Raw genomic sequence first — 19,916 nt, forward strand, 5'->3', positions numbered from 1 at the left:
AGGGTTGATGATTGAGTAGAGCTGGGTGAAATAAATGACGAGGCGTTCTCTTTTTACCTGGCTGATCAAGCTACAACATTGGTTCTCCCCTTTGTTGGGGCGGATGCTGTTGGTGAATATTCTGCCGCTTATTTTGCTGGCAGGGATGCTTTTATACATCAATCAGTATCAGCGCAGCCTTTTGGAAGCGGATGTGACGGCTTTGCGCGAGCAAGCGCATATTTATGCGGGAGCCTTAGGAGAATCCGCAGTTCGACGTGGGGGATGGAATGCGGCCCGTCTTGATGTGGATTTGGCTCGTCCTCTGTTGAAAAGCCTCATGGACTCAAGTTTGAATGCCCATGCGCGTTTGTATGATCTTGATGGTCGTTTATCGGTCGATAGTCATCGAGATTTTCAGGCAAGTCATCCAGAACAAGGGGGAAATACGAGTGAAGGACGGTGGGAACCGCCCCAGAATAGTCTGGTGGACCGCTTCTATGCTTGGATTTTATTAAGGCTACCTCTCACCTCGGATGAAGGGCCTGTCCCGCTTGATAATTCGGCTGATAGTGATGAAAATAGTAAGACAATAGAGAAAAGTGGAAAAGCTGTACCCGCCCAAGTAGAGCTTCCGCCCTATATTCGCCGGACAGATGCTCATGAACTGGTGATTACAGTGGTGGAGCCTATCATCCACGATGGTAAGACATTGGGTGAGATACAGTTAACGCGACATGCTCCAGAAATTGATCGTTCTTTGTTTGCCGTTAGGTCGTCCATTTTATCGCTCTTGTTGCTGACCTTATGTGTCACTGTCTTCTTGTCGTGGTATTTATCATTGACGATTGCGCGTCCCTTACGACGCCTTGTGGCGGCTTCTCATGACATGCGAGAGCCGGGTTCTGGGAAGGGACGGGAAGATTGCGTGCCTCAAAATTTGCTCAGCCGTAAGGATGAGATTGGGTCCCTTGCACGGGCGTTAAGGCGGAGTACTTTGGCACTTTGGGCACGGCTCGATGATACAGAGCGTTTTGCTGCTGAAGTAAGCCATGAATTAAAAAATCCGCTTTCGTCTATTCGTTCAGCTCTTGAGACATTGCCACGTATTCGTGATCTTAAAGCGCGCGATCGTTTACTGGAGATTTTACAGGGGGATGTGCTGCGCCTTAACCGTCTTATTACCGATATATCAGACGCAAGTCGTGTTGAGGGTGATCTAAGACGAGGTCAGCGTGATTGTGTCGATATTGTTTCGCTTCTTGGTGTGATCGTAGAGATGCATCAAACAACGCGGAGTGAAGATGATACGATTCTCGTTTTAAAAACGGCATCTCCGGCGGATACATTATGTGTTCGTGCGATAGAGGACCGTCTTGTTCAAGTGCTGCGTAATTTGATTAGCAATGCGATATCATTCTCCCCCCCACGGGGTGTGATCACGATTCATGTAGCTCCTTGCCGGGGGGAGGAGCGCGCCACTGGGGAGCATTCTTTGAAGTCAGATATTGAAATTTGTGTGGAAGATGAAGGACCTGGGGTTCCTCCAACAAAATTAGAGAGTATTTTTGAACGCTTTTACTCTGAGCGCCCTGGGAATGAGCGATTTGGTCAGCATTCTGGATTAGGCCTTGCCATTAGTCGCCAAATTATTCAGGCGCTTGATGGGGAGCTTTATGCAGAAAATCGATATGACAAAACAGCTGATATGTTAGAAACCAATATCATTGGAGCGCGTTTTGTTGTTCGGCTGCCACGATGTGGTTGATGGTAATGAGAGATTATAAAAATTTTTCCCATTATAACATAGGCAGTATGGTTCTGTAGTTATGGTTATAATGAGTGTCTTTTAGTCGTGCAGTTGGAGTGTCAAAAATGACGGATCATCATTCTCGGCGTATCGTGGTGGTGACGGGGCTCTCTGGTGCCGGGAAGTCCTCCATTTTGAAAATGTTGGAGGACTTGGATTATGAAGTGGTCGACAATCCACCGTTAGACCTTTTGGATGCGTTAACAGGTAGTGCGGGTAAACGGCTAGCGATTGGGATTGACGTTCGAAGCCGGGGGTTTGAGGCTCATCGGGTGTTGGAGCGTTTGTCACGTTTGAGGGCATTGCCTCATTGTGCGGTCCAGTTGCTTTATGCCACGGCAGAGAATGATGTGATTTTACGGCGCTTTACGGCAACGCGGCGGCGTCATCCATTGGTGAGTGGGGGCAGTGTATTAACCGGCATTGAGCAGGAAGCCGATCTCTTAGAACCGTTACGGGCTGATGCGGATTTAGTGATTGATACGTCTGATTTGCCGGTGCCGGAGTTGCGCCGTCTCATAACCGCTCGCTTTGGAGAAGGGGCAGGGAGCGATCTTTCGGTCGTGCTTATGTCCTTTGCCTATCCTGCAGGTCTACCACGCGAGGCAGATATCGTCTTGGATGCTCGGTTTCTTCGTAACCCACATTATGATGAGACATTACGTCCGCGGACAGGGCTTGAGGCTGATGTCGCGCATTATGTTCAGGAAGATCCCTTTTATGCGCCCTTTTACCAGCATGTTTTGGGATTAATTCGGGTTGTGTTGCCTCGCTTTATCGCTGAGGGGAAAAAATACGTTACGATTGCTATTGGATGTAGTGGTGGACGTCATCGTTCAGTGACCATTGTTGAAGCATTAGCGCGAGATCTTGCGCTTTTCGAGAATGACATAGGGGAAACACACGTGCCGGTAATGGTTTTACACCGTGAATTGGCGCGGCAGGGATTGGCTTCGTGGCGCTGGGCCATCCCTCCAGAGACGGGTAACGCCTGATCATATGATTTTTAGAGCGTGGAGGGTGTGAGATCAGTAATTCCTGAAAGTAAGAGACATGGTAGAAACGAATTTTTCAGAAGAAATTATTAAGCAACTTGATGATGCTGATCAGTGGTGCAGCCGGCATGGTCAACGTCTCACAAAGACGCGACGTCAGGTATTAGGGCTTGTTCTTTCAGAGAAACAGCCGTCTGGCGCCTACGATATTCTATCGCGTTTACGGCAATGGCAACCCAGGGCTGTCCCGCCGACGGTTTATCGTGCCCTAGATTTTTTATTAGAACATGGTTTGGTGCATCGTATCGAACGTTTGAGCGCTTTTGTGGGATGCCGACATGCATTGAAATGTGGGGGGGGCTGTCGAGAGCATGGCACATGGGGGGTGCACCGGGCCCAGTTCCTCATTTGCCGACAATGTCAGCAAGTTGAAGAGTTAGAGCAGGATGTTGTCGCGACGGTCCTTTTATCCTCCGCGCGTGCTTATGGCTTTCAAGCAGAAGCGGCAACAGTAGAAATTGAAGGGTTATGTGCTAGGTGTCATGCCCAGTTAGCGCATTAACGGCTGATAGAAGAGCAATAATTCTGAGAATAAGGTGAGTTATGGTGGGGATGGAGTACGGTTTACTCGCAGAAGTAAAGCGCGGTGGACGCGTTGAGTCTCGGCATAGTGGGTGTGCTGTGGTGGTGGATACAGAAGGGAATGTCGTCTGGTCCTTGGGTGATGCAGAGCGCTTCTTATTTCCTAGGTCAACAGTAAAGGCCTTTTTAGCTCTTGAGTTGGTTGCGAGCGGAGCGGCTGATCGTTTGGGTTTAGGAAACGATGCTCTAGCATTAGCCTGTGCTTCTCACGGAGGAGAAGAAATCCATACGCGATTGGCCGCTTCAATGTTGGAGCGTGTTGGGCATACAGAAACGGTGTTGGAGTGTGGTGCCCATTGGCCAAGTTATGAACCTGCTGCACGTGCATGGGCGGCTCAGGGTCATAGTGTGGCATGTTGTTTGCAAAATACATGCTCAGGGAAACATGCAGGAATGGTATGTCTGGCTTGTGATCAAGGTATTGATCCTGCCGGGTATACGGATCCTGATCATGAGATCCAACGACGTGTTACGTCTGTGCTTGAGCAGGTTACGGCAGCACCTCATCGTAAAGAAAATCGTGGAATAGATGGGTGCTCTTTACCGACTTATGCCATTCCTTTTCGGTCATTAGCGTTAGGCTTAGCACGGTTTGGTACAGGAACAGGATTAGAGCCTTTTTTAGCGCAAGCCTCATCTCGGTTGCGTCGAGCGGTTGCTGAGCATCCTTTTATGGTTGCTGGAACAGATCGATATGACACAGCAATCATGGAGCGTTTTGGTGAACGTGCTTTCGTTAAAATGGGAGCAGAAGGGATTATGGTTGCTGCACTTCCTGAGGAAGGTTTGGGCATTGTCGTGAAAGCTGAGGATGGTGCAGCACGCGCAGCAGAAGTCTTCCTGACAGCACTATTGAAGCGCTTTGGCAAGCATAGTTTGTGCCGAACAGAAGCGGATGAGCTGTTTTTAGAAGATTGGATGCATCGTACCTATGTAAATTGGCGCGGAATAGAAGTAGGCTCTATTTATGCCGTTAGGCCATAAGTAAGCGGCCTTGTGATGGAATGCCGTCGGGGAAGTTTATTTTAAGTTTCTTTTTGGATAAGCCGTTGGAACAGCCTAAAAGCGCTCATTAAATAGGAGCATCCCTCATGAAAACGACATCTCAGGAGCCGAACGTTCCAGAGTCTGGAGAGGTATCCAAGGTCAACGTGGCAGCACGGCGACGAGTTTTGACTGTATGTATTATCGCAGCACTATCGGGTCTGATATGTGGGTTGGATATTGGTGTTGTCTCAGGGGTCCTTAAACCCTTTGGAATTGAATTCCATGCATCTACGATCACTCTTGAGTGGATCGTAGGTGGAATGTTGATTGGGGCCATTATTGGAGCGTTTACAGGTGGGACGCTATGCCAATTTGTTGGTCGTAAATATGCGTTGATTGTATCTGCTGCGATGTTCGCTATTGGTGCCTTTGGATGTGCATCAAGCAGCTCAATCATAGAAATGTTTATTTTTCGGGTCATTTGTGGTCTGGGAATGGGCTTTTCAGCTTTTTCTGCGCCTGCCTATTTGTCAGAGATCGCAAGTAAAGAATCACGTGGAGCGATGGGGTCAACTTATCAGCTCATGTTAACGATCGGGATTTTCTTAGCATTTTTTTCGAATAGTTGGTTAGCGCCGAGCGGCTCATGGCGCTCTATGTTGTTGGTTGAAGCGATCCCAGCTGCATGCTTGGCTGTTGTGTTCTTTTTTCTACCACACAGCCCACGTGATTTGTTAATGCGTGGCCTTCGTGATGAAGCTTTTAAAGGGTTGTCTCTTCTTCGTGATAATCCAGAGAGTGTACATGAAGAGTTGGATTCCATTGCTGAAAATCTTCAGGTTAAACAAGATGGCTGGCATTTATTTAAGGTAAATTCCAATTTTCGTCGTTCTGTTGCGTTGGGGATGTTGTTGCAATTAATGCAGCAATTCGCGGGTATTAATATTGTTATGTACTATGCACCGCGCATTTTAGAGGTGGCTAAATTCAGTCCTTCTGGCCAAATGTGGGGTACGGCAGTTATTGGGCTCGTCAATGTATTGATGACTTTTGTGGCTGTTGGATATTCTGATCGTTGGGGCCGCAAACCAATCCTTTATACGGGTTATGCTATTATGGCCGCGAGTATGGCATCTCTAGCAATGATTCTAGCACATGGGCCGAACTCGACTGTTTTACAGATGTCAGCATTGGCTGCGGTTATTTTCTTTGTTGGGGGGTTCTCCATGTCTGCTGGGCCTTTGGCATGGGTCATTTGTGCCGAAATTCAGCCGACAGCAGGGAGAAATTTAGGGCTTTCTCTCTCAACGGGAACCAATATGTTCTGCAACCTTCTCATTGGTACGACTTTTTTGAGTATGCTTGAGTTCTTTGGTTCTGCTAATACGTTCTGGATATTTGCAGCTTTTAACGTTTTTGCTATCGTTATGATCTATCTTTTTGTTCCAGAGACAAAAGGTGTGACGCTGGAAACTATCGAGAAGCGTCTGATGAGTGGTGTAAAGCTTCGCAATTTAGGTCGCTAGTTTATAATATTAAAAGACACATATTCTATTATTGAATGTAATAATGGATGTGTGTCTTTTTTTGTGTAAAGGAAAGGTCTACCCACGATTATGGTTGATGATGAGGGCCGTAAAGAGAGTATCAACACGTCTGAAAATGATAACCAGGACGATTCCGTATCATTTTTTGATCCAACGCGATTCAAAATTATAGCGATTGGGGTCGTTGCTGCTCTTGCTGGATTTATGTCGGGTGTTGATATCGGCGTGGTTTCAGGGGCGTTAGACTTCTTTGGTCGTCAATATCATGCATCGACATTGGCATTGTCGTGGGTTGTGAGTGCGATGATGGCGGGGGCCGCCTTAGGCTCTGTGAGCGCTGGGTGGTTATCCCATCATTTGGGACGTAAGAGATCTCTCATTATTGGGGCGGCTGTTTTTGTGGTGGGGGCTGCGGGTTGTGCGCTCAGCTGGTCCATTCCTTCGATGATTTCATTTCGTGTTGTTATGGGGATTGCTGTCGGGCTGTCGGCATTTACAGCCCCTCTTTATTTGGCAGAGATTGCGAGTGAAGAGTCCCGTGGGGCAATGATATCAACCTATCAGTTGATGCTGACTGTGGGTATTTTTGTTGCCTTCTTGTCCGATACCTATTTCTCATATAGCGGCGATTGGCGTTGGATGTTTGGCGTTGCGGCTATTCCAGCGGCTTTATTCTTGGTTGGTGTTTTGTTCTTGCCTTACAGTCCTCGTTGGTTGGTGATGCAAGGGCGGCATCGCGAAGCGCGTCAGATCTTGCTCGATTTGCGCAATGATCCGTTGGAAGCAGCAAAGGAAATTCAAGCAATTCGTGCACAGTTAGAAACCAAGCAAGAAGGTTTCAAATTGTTTAGGACGAATTCTAATTTTCGTCGTTCTGTTGGGCTTGGCATTATGCTCCAGGCTATGCAGCAATTTGCCGGTATTAATGTTGTTATGTTTTATGCCCCAAAGATTTTGGAGGCAGCGCATTTTGATGAGCAATCGCGTGTATGGTGTACAGCGATCATCGGAATGGTGAACATGTTTGCGACGTTTGTTGCTATTGGGCTGGTCGATAAATGGGGTCGTAAACCTATTCTGTATGTTGGGTTTACGGTTATGGCGGTGTCTATGGCGGCGCTGGGCTTTTTGTTGAATTCGGGCATGGGAAGTGAGAGTTCACAGCTTGCAGCTGTATTTGTGCTTATGGTGTTCTGTGCTGGCCATGCAATGTCGGCAGGGCCGCTGATGTGGGTATTGTGTGCTGAAATTCAGCCAGTAGGTGGACGTGAATTTGGAAATGCGGTTTCCACATTGACGAACTGGATTACAAACATGCTGGTTGGGCTTAGTGCGTTACCATTAATGGAAATGCTGGGGGCTGCTGAAACCTTTTGGTTGGTTGCTGCCTTGAATGCATTATTCTTTGTATTCACGAAGCTTTATGTTCCCGAGACCAAGGGAATGTCCTTGGCGGCTATTGAGAAGCGGTTGATGAGCGGTGTGAGACTGCGGAGCATCGGTCGTTAGTTTTTGCAGAACAGTAAAAATAAATAAAGAAGCCCTCTCCAATGTTATGGAGAGGGCTTCTTTATTTGGAATACAAATCTGAGGTGAATGTATCTTTTAGATTACAAGACGTAAGGCACTAAGGCACCCAACTGTGCCCGAAGGAGCTTCTTCTCTACAGGAGGAAGTGCTGCGTAGAGCAGTGGCAACAGACGAACTGTTGCGAGTTGGTCCTTTTTGAAGAGTTGTGTGATCACCGAAAGAGAGACAGGATGCCTCATGACGTTATCGGCGAGGCGAATGAAGGGAAGGTCATACCATTCCCGTCCATCGGGGGCATGTTGTGTGGTGTGTAGACGGAATGTTTCCCACAAATTGATATCAGATCTGTCTGAGATCAAAGGCTCTCCAGGAACGGTTGTAAGGAAAGCACGACGGCGACTCATCCCCCCTGTCTGGCGCAGAGCGATATGACCAACCTGATTTGTCAGAATAATATCATAGCTCAGCATGCTTGTGAGGCGGCTATCGGCAAGGATAGAAAAATCGAGAATATTATTTTTTTGATCGAGCGAGAAAATAAAACCCTGATGGGGGGCCGAGTTACTTTGGAGAATAAATAACGCTGTGTTGTTTTTCCCAAGATCTTGAGCACATGCACGGGATCCATGGATTTCAAGTTTGCTGTCATTCCAAGGGATGAGGCGTGATACAGAAAGGTTATGTTCCCCCGGTAATTTTGCCATTGAAATGGGGGAAGCGTCATCTTCTTGAAAGCTGGGTAATGCGTCTAGGGCTTGAGCAACGCCTTGGAAAACAGCACCGCGCATCCAATCAAGGACAAGAGGGGTGCGTCCCTGATGGCGGCTGTCTTGGCATTCATTGTCGCCCTCCGTATCAAAATACGACAGATCCAGCCTGAGGTCACGACGACGGCGTGCTCGTTCAATAAAATGTTCTAGGCTGCGGACCTGGTAGTGCATGATGCGGGCGGTGTTCCAGTCTGGCAACGTATCCGTGATGCCAGGAACGGCTGACCAGGTTATGTCACGACCTTGCGGGTCAACATAACGGCCCTCAGAAAGCGGGAAGTAATGGGGATTAATCCATTCACCATTCCAAAGCTGTGGGCGGATGAAGGTTTTCACATGACGATTAATAGGAGATTCAAGCGCGCTATGACGTGTAAAAGCGTGGAAAGGTGGGAGATCTGGCGTCGTGATATGACCGCTACTGCCGTAGATACACCAGTTAATGCCAACAGCCCCAACGGTATGATCAAAACTCCGGAGAAAATTTTTCAAGTTATTATGACGGTGGAGGGCTAGATATTCATCCGTGTCAATGAAGCCAATCCAGTCGAATTCATCTTTCAACGTTGTGAGGACGTCAAGATAGACAATACGCTGACGTTCTCCCACAGGTTGTTGTATTTTCCAGGGTGTTTCTTGTAGGTCATCAATATGGAATATACGGATATCGTGCTGGGCTGAGGCGGCTTTAAGAAGCTCTAACGTTCCGTCATCCGAACCATCATCAAAAATGATGAATGTATCGACCCCTAATAGGGCATGCCAACCGAGCCAAGGAAGAATATCATGAGCCTCATTACGGACAATACCGACCAAAGCAGTTTTCATGAGGCACACCATCTCCATTATTGGGTTACGATACGATTATTTCAGCCAGAAAAGAGCTAACCTCAGAGCCAGCGCTTTCCTTATCTCTCTGCATCGTAATGCGAATTACGGGTATATGGAAGCAGAAGTAGCGACATAAAATTTTGGACAAAATTCATGAGTAACAAACAAATGGGCGAGATGCCAGAATAGGGGCATCTCACGCTGTTTACTTGCTGTAAGTTGTATGTGGAGAGTAGGTTTATGAGGCGGAAGAGACCGCGCTTATCTCGGAAAGGGATTTAACGTTTTCACGAGACATGGCGTCTAATAGTTCATGTTTGAGGCGTGTTAGAACAGTGGGTCCTTCATAAATGAATGATGTATAGACTTGAACGAGACTTGCTCCCATTTGTAGCCGTTGTAGGATGTCGTATCCACTTTCAATCCCCCCCGAAGAAATAAGCGTCAAACGACCTTTTGAGATCTGCGAGACATGTTGAAGAACATGGCGTGATCGTTCAGTGAGAGGTCGGCCCGATAATCCACCCGCTTCGTGCCTATGAGGCGATGAGAGGGTCTGGGGGCGGGCAAGTGTTGTGTTGGTTAGAATGAGACCATTTGCGCCGTGATTAATGGCTGCCTCGACAATAGGCTCGTAAGATTCATCATCAATATCTGGAGAGAGTTTGACGAGAAGCGGTGGGCGGTCAGAATGTTTTTGTTGGATGGCATCTAATATCTGGCTCAACATGTCAGCACTTTGTAGGTCGCGCAGCCCTGGCGTGTTGGGGGATGAAAGATTGATGGTGATATAATCGGCGTAGGATTTGACGCGTCCAATGAGCGCTGGATAATCCTCCAGAGGGTGGGCGTTTATTTTGTTGATACCTAAATTGATCCCGATGGGATGAGAGCCAGTATGGATAGTCCCGTTGTGTGATGGGCGATAAAGATGAGCCAAATTCTGGCAGAATTGATCAATGCCACAGCTGTTAAATCCCATACGGTTGATAATGGCGCCATCGTTGAGAAGACGGAAAAGGCGAGGGCGTGGGTTGCCTGGCTGTGGGCGTGGGGTGACGGTGCCTGCTTCCACATAGCCGAAGCCCAAATGGGCGAGCCCACGGATAGCACGTGCATTTTTATCAAACCCTGCGGCGAGACCAATGGGGTTAGGGAAGGACAGCCCAAGAACATGAGTTTTTAAAGAAGGGTCATCCGGGGTGGTTTTCCCTGCAAGGCCTGCCCCAATTGAACGGATGGCAATCTCATGGGCAAGCTCTGGATCAAGTTGACGCAACATCCAGCTGGCTATCTTCCCGGTGTCAATCATTCTTCTTCCCCTTTGATTTTAATGGAGATATCACCACATCAGGGCCTCTCATGGCCTATGTTATGGAAGCATACCCATTATTCTTGAAGGTAGTAGAGGCAAAATGACGTGGGATGAACCCTATCTTGAGACGTGCTGCCGTTCTGCATTGCATAGATTGCTGCTCAGTGGTGACGGGGGGCGCCCGGTGGCAGCGCCAGCAGGAGCGCGTATCCCAGACTTTCGTCAATCGTTGAAAGATCGTCCTTGTCTTGAGCGACTTCAGGAGCGGGGTTTTGCACGGCAGAGGGAAGATGGTCGTTTTATCATTACAGCCGAGGGTGTGGCGCGCCATGCGATTGAAATCGGTGGCGCTAAGCGGCGTTCTCGGTAAAAAATACATGATTCCTGTAAGGTCATATTTGCGATTTTTGGCGGAGAACGCTAGATTTCTCAGACTATGAATGTTTTTCCCTCCACATCATCTTCTGTAGCGGCATCGAACGGTGCGACTGCTGGATCGGCCTTTCCCTTGCCTCCTATTTCTCTAGGAGATGGAAAGGTTATAGAGGATCCCGTTATCCTGGCTCCAATGTCCGGTGTGACAGATTTGCCTTTCCGCCGTTTGGCCCGTGAGTTGGGGGCAGGATTGGTCATTTCGGAGATGATTGCTTCTTGGGCAATGATCCGTGAGAATGAAGCGACACTTCGTATGGCGCGCACGGCTGGTGAGGATGGTCTTAATGCCGTCCAACTTGCTGGTTGTGATCCGGAGGCCATGGGCAAAGCAGCTCAGATGGCTGTCGAAGGCGGAGCGGATGTTATTGACATCAACTTTGGGTGCCCCGTCAAAAAAGTAGCCATTGGTCAAATGGCTGGATCGTCTTTGATGCGCGATGAGTGCTTGGCTGCGCGATTGTTGGAAGCAACGGTTAAAGCGGTCAATGTTCCGGTGACTTTAAAGATGCGGATGGGATGGGATCATACGAGTCTCAACGCGCCTCGCCTAGCACGCATCGCAGAGGAGGCGGGCATTCGTATGGTGACGGTGCACGGACGAACTCGACAAATGTTCTATAATGGGACCGCTGATTGGGAATTTGTTCGCCAGGTGAAGGACGCTGTCAAATTGCCTGTCATTGTTAATGGCGATATCACCACAATTGCCTCGGCACGCGATGCTTTGCATCAATCAGGAGCTGATGGTGTGATGATTGGGCGTGGATGTTACGGTCGTCCGTGGTTCCTTGCTCAGTTGGTCACGTCGCTGCGTACAGGGCAGGATGTGCCTGATCCTGATTTGGCGACGGAAAAGGCGATTGTTCTGAAACATTATCGCATGATGTTGGAGCATTTTGGTGAATATCCTGGGCTTCGTTTGGCCCGTAAGCATGTGTCTTGGTATTCAGCTGGTTTGCCTGGGTCAGCAGCATTTCGGGCAGAAGTAAACCGTTTAACCCAGGCAGAAGAGGTGATTTCCTTACTCGACAAGTTCTATGATGGGCATATTGCTGCGGGGTTCGTGCGTGATAGGGAACATGTCTCGACAGCACGACATGCGGCATGAGGCAAATTTTGTGACTAGAGGTGAGGCTCAATCATCAGCACTGCGCACGCTGCTTTTATATGGAACGAGTGGCATTGAACGGCGAGAAGTGGCCCGACATCTTCATGATCATAGTCCTTATGCAGCAGGTAATTTTGTTGAGGCACATTTAAGAGCTGTTCCTCGTGGATTACGTGCAGACCGGTTGTTTGATTCTCCTGAAAAAAATTGGATTAAACAAGCGCAGGGCGGGACATTATTGATTGATGAGGTTGATTGTTTATGTCCCGCTTTGCAAAAGCGTTTTGTTGATTTTTTGACGCACAATGATGCACGCGTTCGAGTGATTGTTGCGACGCGCTATGAGCGTTCTGTTTTGTTACAGCATGGTGATCTTGAAGAAAGCTTGTATCATTGGTTGACCTCTCTGGAGGCGAGTCAGTGTTTAGGCCCTGAGCGTATTCGGGCTATACGACTTCTGTCTAAAGGGGAATCGTTGGGGCTATCCGCACTGCTTGAGCCTGTGATGCGTCGTTATATTACGGCAGGGTTGGAAGCCGGTGAGCAAAATCTCCATGCTCATATTGTTGGTGCAGTGGAACGGCCTTTGATATCAATGGTATTGAGTCATGCCGGTGGGAATCAGCTTCGTGCGGCTGAATTGTTGGGGATTAATCGTAATACATTAAGAAAACGTATTCGTGATTTCGCTATCGTCATACCCAAAGGGGAATAAGGCGTGAGATATTTAACGATTGGTCGGGCACGTCGTTTCTTAGTGCGGTTGACCAGTGCTGACGGTGTTGTGTTGCTCACTGTTGTGGCGCTGTTCCTTGCATTTATTACCTTTGGTGTTTTGGCGGGAGGGATGTCTGTTGCCTATTTTCCACAGGTGCAGGCAGTACTTTTCTTATTAGATTTTATAACATTAATGCTCATTGCAGCAGCGGCTATTGCCCAGATAGGCCGCATGCAAGCAGAGCGACGTATGGGCCTTGCGGGAGCACGGCTTCACGTTAGGCTCGTGACGCTCTTCGGTATTATTGCTGTTGCTCCAACGGTTATGGTGGGAGCGCTCTCGGCCTTGTTTTTCCATTATGGTGTGGAAATATGGTTTTCAAACAGGGTGAATACAGCGCTGAGTGAGGCGCGTTATGTGGCTGCAGGTTATTTGCGTGAGCATAATGAAAATACACGTACAGAAGCATTTGCTTTAGCGAATACGCTACTCACAGTTCAAAATGATGAGTTGTTCGCCCGAGGGACGGATCTTTTCCATGATCCATCGCGTTTGCAAGCATTGCTTGAAGATGAGGTGACAGAGCGTGGTTTGAGTGATGCTGTTATTTTTGACCCTTATACGGACAAAGTAATTGCAACGGGTGGTCTTTTCGCCACTAAAGGAACAGGGCCACCACTACCTTTACCATCTCGATCTGTGGTTGCGATGGCCAGAACAGGGGATGTGGCTATTTTGGATCAGCCAGAGGCGCGTGTCGTACGAGCTGTCATCTCCTTGGGCGGGAATTCAGGGTTGATGCTCGTGATAACCCGTCCTGTTGATCCTGACATCATTCAACATATGCAGCGTACGACAGCGCTTGTTCAAGATTATCAGCGTATGCTCCGAAATCGGAACAAAACGCAGATCATGTTGGTCGTCATTCTTGTATTAATGAGTTTGTTGGTTTTGTCGGTTGGTATGTTGACGGGATTGGCTCTGGCAAACCGTATCGCTCATCCATTAAGCCGTCTTATTGTTGCTGCGCGTCGTATTGCTCGTGGGGATTTAGAAGCAAGAGTCCCTGTTGAAGGGCTGCCGACTGAACGTGACGATGAGGTTAAGACACTCTCATGGGCGTTCAATCGTATGACAGATCAGCTCTCGAGCCAGCGCTCTGAATTGATGAAAGCGTATGATCAGATCAATGAGCGCCGGCGTTTTACAGAGACAGTGTTGTCAGGTGTTTCTGCTGGCGTCATTGGGTTGGATAACCAGCAGGTTGTGGAGTTGCCTAATCGGGCAGCATCTGTGATTTTGCAGAGGGACCTCCAAGCGCAAATTGGTAAAAGTTTGGCTGTTTGTGTGCCTGAATTTACAGAGCTTTTAAATGCTGTAAAGCAAGCGCCAGATCGGGAACATACGTCTGAAGTACAGATTGATGCGGAAGGAGCTCAGGCCCCAGGAGGCCCTGGTGAGGGAGGAGGAGCTGGTGCTGGACGAACCCTTCTTGTGAGGATCGTTACGGAAAAACGCGCTGAACAAGATGGTGGTTATGTGGTGACATTTGATGACATTACTGTGTTACAAATGGCACAACGTAAGGCCGCATGGGCTGATGTTGCGCGTCGCGTGGCGCATGAAATTAAAAATCCTCTTACTCCCATTCAACTTTCGGCTGAACGGTTGCGCCGACGTTTCCAAAAGGAAATTACGAGTGATCCAGAGATCTATAATCAACTGGTGGAAACGATTATTCGCCAGGTAGGTGATATCGGGCGTATGGTAGATGAGTTTTCATCTTTCGCACGTATGCCTCAGCCTGTGATGAAGCGGCATGATTTGGCACGGTTATGCCGTGAAGCTTTGATTTTGCAACGACATGCCCATCCTGAGATTATGTATTGTACTAAAGATCTTGAGGAGGGGCCTGTTATTGTGCTCTGTGATAGGCAACTCATTGGTCAGTCATTGACTAATCTTTTACAAAATGCGGCTGATGCTATTGCGATGACGGGGCGCAAGGCGACAAAAGAACAGCCCTGTATTGGTGAGATCGGTATTTCATTGCATGCTTGTGGGCATCAGGCTGTTGTTGGAGTAAGTGATAATGGTATTGGCCTTCCTTCAGTGGAGCGCCATCGCTTGGTCGAGCCTTATGTTACTCATAAGCCAAAAGGTACAGGGTTAGGGCTTGCCATTGTTCATCGGATCATGGACGTTCATCATGGGATACTTTCTTTGGAAAGTTTGACAAAAGATAAAGATATGTCAGGGGAAGAGAAAGTTCAGCCTCCTGAGAAACAACACGGGACGCTTGTTACACTTTGTTTGCCTTTGGCAGAGGGAGAAGACCCCGTAGGTGGGCGTATCGGAGCATGAGGATATCAGATGGGACATGAGATTCTGATTGTCGATGACGAACCAGATATCCGTTTTCTCCTTGAGGGAATTCTAGGCGATGATGGTTACGAGACCTACAGTGCCGCGAACTCTGATGAGGCGGTACAGTTGTTTCGGGACCATCGTCCGTCTTTGGTTATTCTTGATATTTGGCTTCAAAATTCAAAGATGGATGGCATGGAGCTCCTGCGATTGTTTAAATCTGAGGAGCCGGATGTTCCTATTTTGATGATTTCAGGGCATGGGACGATTGAGACGGCAGTCGCTAGTCTGCATGAAGGGGCCTACGATTTTATCGAGAAGCCTTTTCGGTCAGATCGGTTGCTCGTTGTGGTCCAGCGTGCGCTTGAGGCGGTGCAATTAAAGCAAGAGAATGCTGAATTACGTTTGCGGGCTGGTGTCCAAAAAACATTGATGGGTAACAGCCAGCTCATGATGGCATTACGAGGGCAGATTGCTCGTGTTGCCCCAACGAATTCTCGTGTGTTGATTACGGGGCCAGCGGGTGCTGGTAAAGAAGTCGCAGCGCGGATGATTCATGCTCAATCTAAACGTGCGGATGGAGCCTTTGTTGTACTGAATTGTGCGACATTATCCCCCAATAGCTTCGAAGAAGAGCTGTTTGGCGTTGAAGCTACTGGAGATCAACCGGCTCGGCGAGGTGTGTTAGAGCGTGCGCATCGAGGGACGTTATTGCTCGATGAGGTTGCGGATATGCCCTTGGAGACACAAGGAAAGATCGTTAGAGCCTTGCAGATGCGTACATTTGGCCGTGTTGGTGGTCATAGCGATACAAAAGTTGATGTTCGTGTGATCGCCACGACCAGTCGTGACTTACAAGAAGAGATTGCGGCACGACGTTTCCGTGAAGATTTATTTTATCGCCTTGCTGTTGTGCCGCTGAAGGTTCCGGCGCTTTCTGAACGGCCTGAGGATATTCCAGCTTTGGCAAAGTACTTTCTAGAAAGTTGTGCACAATCAGCAGGGTTGCCGCCACGGGAATTGTCGGTGGATGCCCTGGCGAGCCTTCAGACATATGAGTGGCCGGGGAATATTCGGGAGTTACGTAACTTAATGGAGCGTATGCTCATTATGGCCCCGACGAATGGAAATGGGGGGGGGCAGGACCCTATTCGAGCGGATGCCTTGCCGGAAATGGTACGTAAAGGAGCGCCATCAATGACACGTCTCAATGCAGATGCTGATGTGATGAGCCTGCCGTTACGGGAAGCCCGCGATAAGTTTGAGACGCAATATCTCCAGGTTCAGCTTATGCGTTTCGGGGGGAATATTAGCCGAACGGCAAATTTTGTTTGCATGGAACGTAGTGCTTTACATCGTAAATTGAAGCAGTTGGGTGTAACGCAAGAGGAACGGTCTGTAACAGCATTATCTGAGCGTTAGGGCGAGGGGAAAAAGAGACTTTTATGTCATCATTACTGTCTGATTCTGTGCAGTCTGTGTTTCTGGATTATCTGCGTCAGCAAGAGGAGCCAGTGACGGTTTTTCTTGTGAATGGTGTTAAGCTTCAAGGGGTTATTGTGCGTTTTGATGCGCATACGCTTTTGTTGAGGCGTGATGGGCATGTGCAGCTTGTTTATAAAAATGCCGTTAGCACGATTATGCCTATTTCTGTTGTTCCTGATTTTTCGGAAGGGATAGAGCTACCTTGAGGAGAGAGCCACAACCAACCGAGCCAGAACCAACCCGTGCGGCAGTCATTTTACCTATCGATAAGACGGGTAATCATCATAACCCGCGGGCTGCTGAATCACGTTTGGAAGAAGCGGTCGGGTTGGCTTCTTCTATTGGGCTAGAGATTTCATATAAAACCATTTTTCCTTTGCGCACCCGCCGTCCCGCGACATTGCTGGGAAGTGGTCAGTTAGAGCAGCTAACAGAAGAAGTAAAATCTCAGCGTATTGGTGTTGTTGTTTTTGATGCACGCCTTTCTCCTGTTCAGCAGCGTAATTTGGAAAGAGCTTTAGGCTGTAAGGTTGTTGATCGAACCGGTCTTATTCTTGATATTTTCGGTGCCCGTGCAGCCACAAGAGAAGGTGTGCTCCAAGTTGAATTGGCTCATCTTGAATATCAACGTTCTCGTTTGGTGAGGCTGTGGACGCATTTGGAACGTCAGCGTGGTGGCTTTGGCTTTTTGGGCGGGCCGGGCGAGACGCAGATGGAAGCGGACCGGCGAATGTTAGACGAGCGGCTTGTCAAGTTGCGGAAGGAACTTGAACAAGTAAGGCGCACGCGTGGTTTGCACCGGACCGCACGTCGTCGTGTTCCTTATCCCATTGTAGCGCTTGTAGGATATACGAACGCAGGGAAATCGACCTTATTCAACACGATTACCGGAGCCGGGGTTCATGCCCAGGATCAGCTTTTTGCAACGCTTGATCCAACAATGCGTGAACTGACATTGCCATCAGGGCGAAAGGTCATTTTGTCAGATACTGTGGGCTTTATCAGTGAGTTGCCGACGGAACTTATTGCGGCTTTCCGTGCGACACTAGAAGAAGTTGCGGAAGCCGATATCATATTGCATGTGCGCGATGCGGCGCATCCAGAGAGTAACGCTCAGCGTAGTGATGTGCTTGGTGTCTTAGAGGATATGACCAAGGATAACATGCTGGATACAGCATGGCCAGAACGTGTCATTGAAGTGATGAATAAAGCAGATCTTTTGGGTGGGACAACTGTCATCCCTAAAAGAGAGGGATCCGTGGCTGTATCGGCGCTGACACAAGCAGGTTTGCCCGATTTGCTTGAGGCGTTGGACGCATTCATGACGCGTTCTATGCAGATTGTTCGTGTGCGTGTTGCCATTACGGCAGGGGCCGCATTGGCTTGGTTGTATCAACATGGTGAAGTGCTGGAACGTGTTGATAGTGAAGAAAGCGTGACGCTCAGGGTTCGTCTTTCTCCCGTTGATAGAGAGCGTTTTACTCGGCAATATCCTGATCTTTTTCAAGAAGAGGATTGTCGTTAACGGATATTATTCGGTGTTGGATGCGCGTTTCTGAGATTAAAGATGGATGAAGCAGAAAGGGGGCCGTAGCGATAATCATGCCACGGCCCCCTTTCTTTATGTCTTTTCGTTTATGTGGTGCTTATTGAAATTTGAGTAAATTTTCGTGGGATTGTTTGTTGAAGAGATCGTGTTGTGTCTCATTCAGTCCGTTGATCGAGACGTGCTTCTCATGAGCTCTTAGTTTCTCGATAATCTTTTCGAGGCCTTGGACAGCTGTAATATCCCAGAAATGTGCGTTTGTGAGGTCTAGAATGACTGTTGAAGCGTCTGTTGTATAATCAATAGCTTCATTGATGAGGTCGGCTGACGCAAAGAACACTTGGCCTTTTATATGATAAGTCAATACGCTGTCATGGCGATCTGATTGGATGTTAACCAGTTTTGAGGCGTGCCAAGCAAAGAAAACGCCTGATAGAAGAACACCGACGACAACACCAGCGGCGAGATCGTGGGTAATTACAACAACAATGACGGTAACAATCATAACGAGGCTGGAGAGTTTCGGACGACGTGTAAGGTCACGTAAGCTTCCCCAGGCAAAGGTGCTGATTGACACCATGATCATGATTGCGACCAGAGCCGCCATAGGGACGTGCGAAACCCATTGGTGGAGAACAACCATCAAGAGCAGCAGGAAAGCACCGGCCGTAAATGTTGAGAGGCGCCCTCGCCCGCCATAGCGTAGGTTCCCGACGGTTTGGCCAATCATCCCGCATCCTGCAATACCGCCGAACAATCCAACAAGGATATTGGAAATGCCAAGCCCTGTGCATTCACGTTGAGGAGAGCCATGTGTGTCTGTTGCGTCATCGACAACAGAAGCAGTCATAAGAGATTCGAGGAGCCCCACCGCCGCAGCTGCCAGGGCGTAAGGGAAGACAATTTCCAAGGTTGTCCATGTGAGTGGGATATGGGGAAGCGTAAGATGTGGGAGGCCCGTGGGAAGTTCTCCTAAATCAGCAACAGTGCGTACGGGCATGGGATGAAAAATTGTGATCGCTGTGAGGATAATGATGCAGATGAGGGGGGAGGGAATACCATTAAAGACACGGGGAATGAGATAAATGATGATAAGCCCCAGAGCGATTAATACATAAGTGTGCCAGGTGACACCGAGCATTTGAGGGACTTGGGCGGAAAAAATAAGGATGGCGAGTGCATTAACAAACCCGGTGCGGACTTCGCTCGACACAAAGCGCATGACGGATTGAAGGCGGAGCAGGCCGAACACGACCTGAAAAGCACCTGCCATTAAGGTGGCGAGCAGCATATAAGGGACACCGTGGGAATGGACGAGAGGCGCCATGACAAGCGCAACAGATCCTGCGGCTCCGGAGATCATTCCTGGACGACCGCCAAAAATGGCTATGGAGACAGAAATGACAAAGGAGGCAAAAAGTGAGACAGCGGGGGATACCCCGGCAATGTAAGAAAAAGCGATAACTTCAGGAATGAGAGCAAATGTTCCCACCATTCCAGCAAGAATTTCGCGCACCGGACGTCGCGTCCATTCTTGAACGTAGGATTGAGCAGACATAGTTTTTGAACGGGCCTTCTTTTGATCGTGAACAAAATAACAAGCAAGGTGCACCCGTATTCCGGCCCGGGGCGGCAATTCCGTTTCAATTATAGAATGTTACTTTGTTTCTGTGAAGCGACGCTGTCGCAACGTGTGATAAATGATTTTGTAAAAAATGCAGATTAGGGCTGGACGACACAGCAAGGATTTAATAGAACTCTCCTCGCTGTGTGGCGGATGTAGCTCAGTTGGTAGAGCGCCGGTTTGTGGTACCGGTGGTCGTGGGTTCGAGCCCCATCATTCGCCCCAGC

At 48.6% G+C, this 19,916-nt stretch carries 17 protein-coding genes and 1 tRNA gene; 15 read left to right on the plus strand and 3 right to left on the minus strand.

The window, feature by feature from the left end:
* Positions 1-34: 34 nt before the first annotated feature.
* The 6 genes from GS501_RS01585 (at position 35) to GS501_RS01610 (ending at position 7,469) form a co-directional block, all read left to right on the plus strand.
* Positions 35-1,747, plus strand: a complete 1,713-nt coding sequence (locus tag GS501_RS01585; protein ID WP_160830126.1) for an ATP-binding protein — start codon at positions 35-37, stop codon at positions 1,745-1,747.
* Positions 1,748-1,854: 107 nt separating this feature from the next.
* Positions 1,855-2,784, plus strand: coding sequence for an RNase adapter RapZ (rapZ, locus tag GS501_RS01590; protein ID WP_160830127.1), 930 nt, complete (start codon positions 1,855-1,857; stop codon positions 2,782-2,784).
* Positions 2,785-2,842: 58 nt separating this feature from the next.
* A complete protein-coding gene (locus GS501_RS01595; RefSeq protein WP_160830128.1) occupies positions 2,843-3,346 on the plus strand; it encodes a Fur family transcriptional regulator in 504 nt (167 codons plus the stop codon).
* 50 nt (positions 3,347-3,396) lie between these two features.
* A complete protein-coding gene (locus GS501_RS01600; protein ID WP_160830129.1) occupies positions 3,397-4,410 on the plus strand; it encodes an asparaginase in 1,014 nt (337 codons plus the stop codon).
* Between the two features lie 107 nt (positions 4,411-4,517).
* Positions 4,518-5,939 carry a sugar porter family MFS transporter gene (locus tag GS501_RS01605; protein ID WP_160830130.1) on the plus strand — a complete coding sequence of 474 codons (1,422 nt, stop codon included), beginning with the start codon at positions 4,518-4,520 and terminating at the stop codon, positions 5,937-5,939.
* A gap of 90 nt (positions 5,940-6,029) precedes the next feature.
* Positions 6,030-7,469: a sugar porter family MFS transporter gene (locus GS501_RS01610; protein WP_160830131.1), complete on the plus strand. Its 1,440-nt coding sequence runs from the start codon at positions 6,030-6,032 to the stop codon at positions 7,467-7,469.
* Positions 7,470-7,570: 101 nt separating this feature from the next.
* On the opposite strand, the gene GS501_RS01615 is transcribed toward GS501_RS01610, so the two are convergent.
* Positions 7,571-9,088, minus strand: a complete 1,518-nt coding sequence (locus tag GS501_RS01615; RefSeq protein ID WP_160830132.1) for a glycosyltransferase family 2 protein — start codon at positions 9,086-9,088, stop codon at positions 7,571-7,573.
* Between GS501_RS01615 and GS501_RS09925 the strand changes: the two genes are divergently transcribed.
* Positions 9,087-9,227, plus strand: coding sequence for a hypothetical protein (locus tag GS501_RS09925; protein WP_237442365.1), 141 nt, complete (start codon positions 9,087-9,089; stop codon positions 9,225-9,227). The two genes, GS501_RS01615 and GS501_RS09925, sit on opposite strands and share 2 nt — an antisense overlap.
* A 102-nt stretch (positions 9,228-9,329) precedes the next feature.
* On the opposite strand, the gene GS501_RS01620 is transcribed toward GS501_RS09925, so the two are convergent.
* A complete protein-coding gene (locus GS501_RS01620) occupies positions 9,330-10,403 on the minus strand; it encodes a quinone-dependent dihydroorotate dehydrogenase (RefSeq protein WP_160830133.1) in 1,074 nt (357 codons plus the stop codon).
* Positions 10,404-10,506: 103 nt separating this feature from the next.
* Here GS501_RS01620 and GS501_RS01625 point away from each other — a divergent pair, with 103 nt between their 5' ends.
* The 7 genes from GS501_RS01625 to hflX all read left to right on the plus strand — a co-directional run bounded on the left by GS501_RS01625 (position 10,507) and on the right by hflX (position 18,044).
* A complete protein-coding gene (locus GS501_RS01625; RefSeq protein ID WP_160830134.1) occupies positions 10,507-10,776 on the plus strand; it encodes a hypothetical protein in 270 nt (89 codons plus the stop codon).
* A 66-nt stretch (positions 10,777-10,842) separates the two neighbouring features.
* Positions 10,843-11,949 (plus strand): tRNA dihydrouridine synthase DusB, encoded by a 1,107-nt coding sequence (gene dusB / locus GS501_RS01630; protein ID WP_160830135.1) that lies wholly within the window; start codon positions 10,843-10,845, stop codon positions 11,947-11,949.
* Positions 11,921-12,664 (plus strand): helix-turn-helix domain-containing protein, encoded by a 744-nt coding sequence (locus GS501_RS01635; RefSeq protein WP_237442366.1) that lies wholly within the window; start codon positions 11,921-11,923, stop codon positions 12,662-12,664. The genes dusB and GS501_RS01635 overlap by 29 nt, the downstream gene beginning before the upstream one ends.
* Before the next feature lie 3 nt (positions 12,665-12,667).
* On the plus strand, positions 12,668-15,031 hold the full coding sequence (locus GS501_RS01640; protein ID WP_370517901.1) for an ATP-binding protein: 2,364 nt from the start codon (positions 12,668-12,670) through the stop codon (positions 15,029-15,031).
* A gap of 9 nt (positions 15,032-15,040) precedes the next feature.
* On the plus strand, positions 15,041-16,456 hold the full coding sequence (locus GS501_RS01645; RefSeq protein ID WP_160830136.1) for a sigma-54 dependent transcriptional regulator: 1,416 nt from the start codon (positions 15,041-15,043) through the stop codon (positions 16,454-16,456).
* 23 nt (positions 16,457-16,479) lie between these two features.
* The gene (hfq, locus tag GS501_RS01650) at positions 16,480-16,725 is read left to right on the plus strand and encodes an RNA chaperone Hfq (RefSeq protein WP_160830137.1); all 246 of its coding nucleotides are present in this window, start codon (positions 16,480-16,482) and stop codon (positions 16,723-16,725) included.
* Complete coding sequence (hflX, locus tag GS501_RS01655; RefSeq protein WP_160830138.1) at positions 16,722-18,044, plus strand: GTPase HflX; 1,323 nt, start codon at positions 16,722-16,724, stop codon at positions 18,042-18,044. The genes hfq and hflX overlap by 4 nt, the downstream gene beginning before the upstream one ends.
* 121 nt (positions 18,045-18,165) lie before the next feature.
* On the opposite strand, the gene GS501_RS01660 is transcribed toward hflX, so the two are convergent.
* The gene (locus GS501_RS01660) at positions 18,166-19,623 is read right to left on the minus strand and encodes a SulP family inorganic anion transporter (protein WP_160830139.1); all 1,458 of its coding nucleotides are present in this window, start codon (positions 19,621-19,623) and stop codon (positions 18,166-18,168) included.
* A 215-nt stretch (positions 19,624-19,838) separates the two neighbouring features.
* On the opposite strand from GS501_RS01660, the gene GS501_RS01665 reads away from it, so the two are divergent.
* Positions 19,839-19,914: transfer RNA gene (locus GS501_RS01665), tRNA-His, on the plus strand.
* Positions 19,915-19,916 lie beyond the last annotated feature (2 nt).

It is taken from the genome of Saccharibacter sp. 17.LH.SD (assembly GCF_009834805.1).
Classification (GTDB): domain Bacteria; phylum Pseudomonadota; class Alphaproteobacteria; order Acetobacterales; family Acetobacteraceae; genus Saccharibacter.

What these genes read in the sequence shown, in the direction of transcription:
- GS501_RS01585 (WP_160830126.1), top strand. Translation starts at nt 35, where the DNA reads ATGACGAGGCGTTCTCTTTTTACCTGGCTGATCAAGCTACAACATTGG.
- rapZ (WP_160830127.1), top strand. Translation starts at nt 1,855, where the DNA reads ATGACGGATCATCATTCTCGGCGTATCGTGGTGGTGACGGGGCTCTCT.
- GS501_RS01595 (WP_160830128.1), top strand. Translation starts at nt 2,843, where the DNA reads ATGGTAGAAACGAATTTTTCAGAAGAAATTATTAAGCAACTTGATGAT.
- GS501_RS01600 (WP_160830129.1), top strand. Translation starts at nt 3,397, where the DNA reads ATGGAGTACGGTTTACTCGCAGAAGTAAAGCGCGGTGGACGCGTTGAG.
- GS501_RS01605 (WP_160830130.1), top strand. Translation starts at nt 4,518, where the DNA reads ATGAAAACGACATCTCAGGAGCCGAACGTTCCAGAGTCTGGAGAGGTA.
- GS501_RS01610 (WP_160830131.1), top strand. Translation starts at nt 6,030, where the DNA reads ATGGTTGATGATGAGGGCCGTAAAGAGAGTATCAACACGTCTGAAAAT.
- GS501_RS09925 (WP_237442365.1), top strand. Translation starts at nt 9,087, where the DNA reads ATGAGGCACACCATCTCCATTATTGGGTTACGATACGATTATTTCAGC.
- GS501_RS01615 (WP_160830132.1), bottom strand. Translation starts at nt 9,088, where the DNA reads ATGAAAACTGCTTTGGTCGGTATTGTCCGTAATGAGGCTCATGATATT.
- GS501_RS01620 (WP_160830133.1), bottom strand. Translation starts at nt 10,403, where the DNA reads ATGATTGACACCGGGAAGATAGCCAGCTGGATGTTGCGTCAACTTGAT.
- GS501_RS01625 (WP_160830134.1), top strand. Translation starts at nt 10,507, where the DNA reads ATGACGTGGGATGAACCCTATCTTGAGACGTGCTGCCGTTCTGCATTG.
- dusB (WP_160830135.1), top strand. Translation starts at nt 10,843, where the DNA reads ATGAATGTTTTTCCCTCCACATCATCTTCTGTAGCGGCATCGAACGGT.
- GS501_RS01635 (WP_237442366.1), top strand. Translation starts at nt 11,921, where the DNA reads ATGTCTCGACAGCACGACATGCGGCATGAGGCAAATTTTGTGACTAGA.
- GS501_RS01645 (WP_160830136.1), top strand. Translation starts at nt 15,041, where the DNA reads ATGGGACATGAGATTCTGATTGTCGATGACGAACCAGATATCCGTTTT.
- hfq (WP_160830137.1), top strand. Translation starts at nt 16,480, where the DNA reads ATGTCATCATTACTGTCTGATTCTGTGCAGTCTGTGTTTCTGGATTAT.
- GS501_RS01660 (WP_160830139.1), bottom strand. Translation starts at nt 19,623, where the DNA reads ATGTCTGCTCAATCCTACGTTCAAGAATGGACGCGACGTCCGGTGCGC.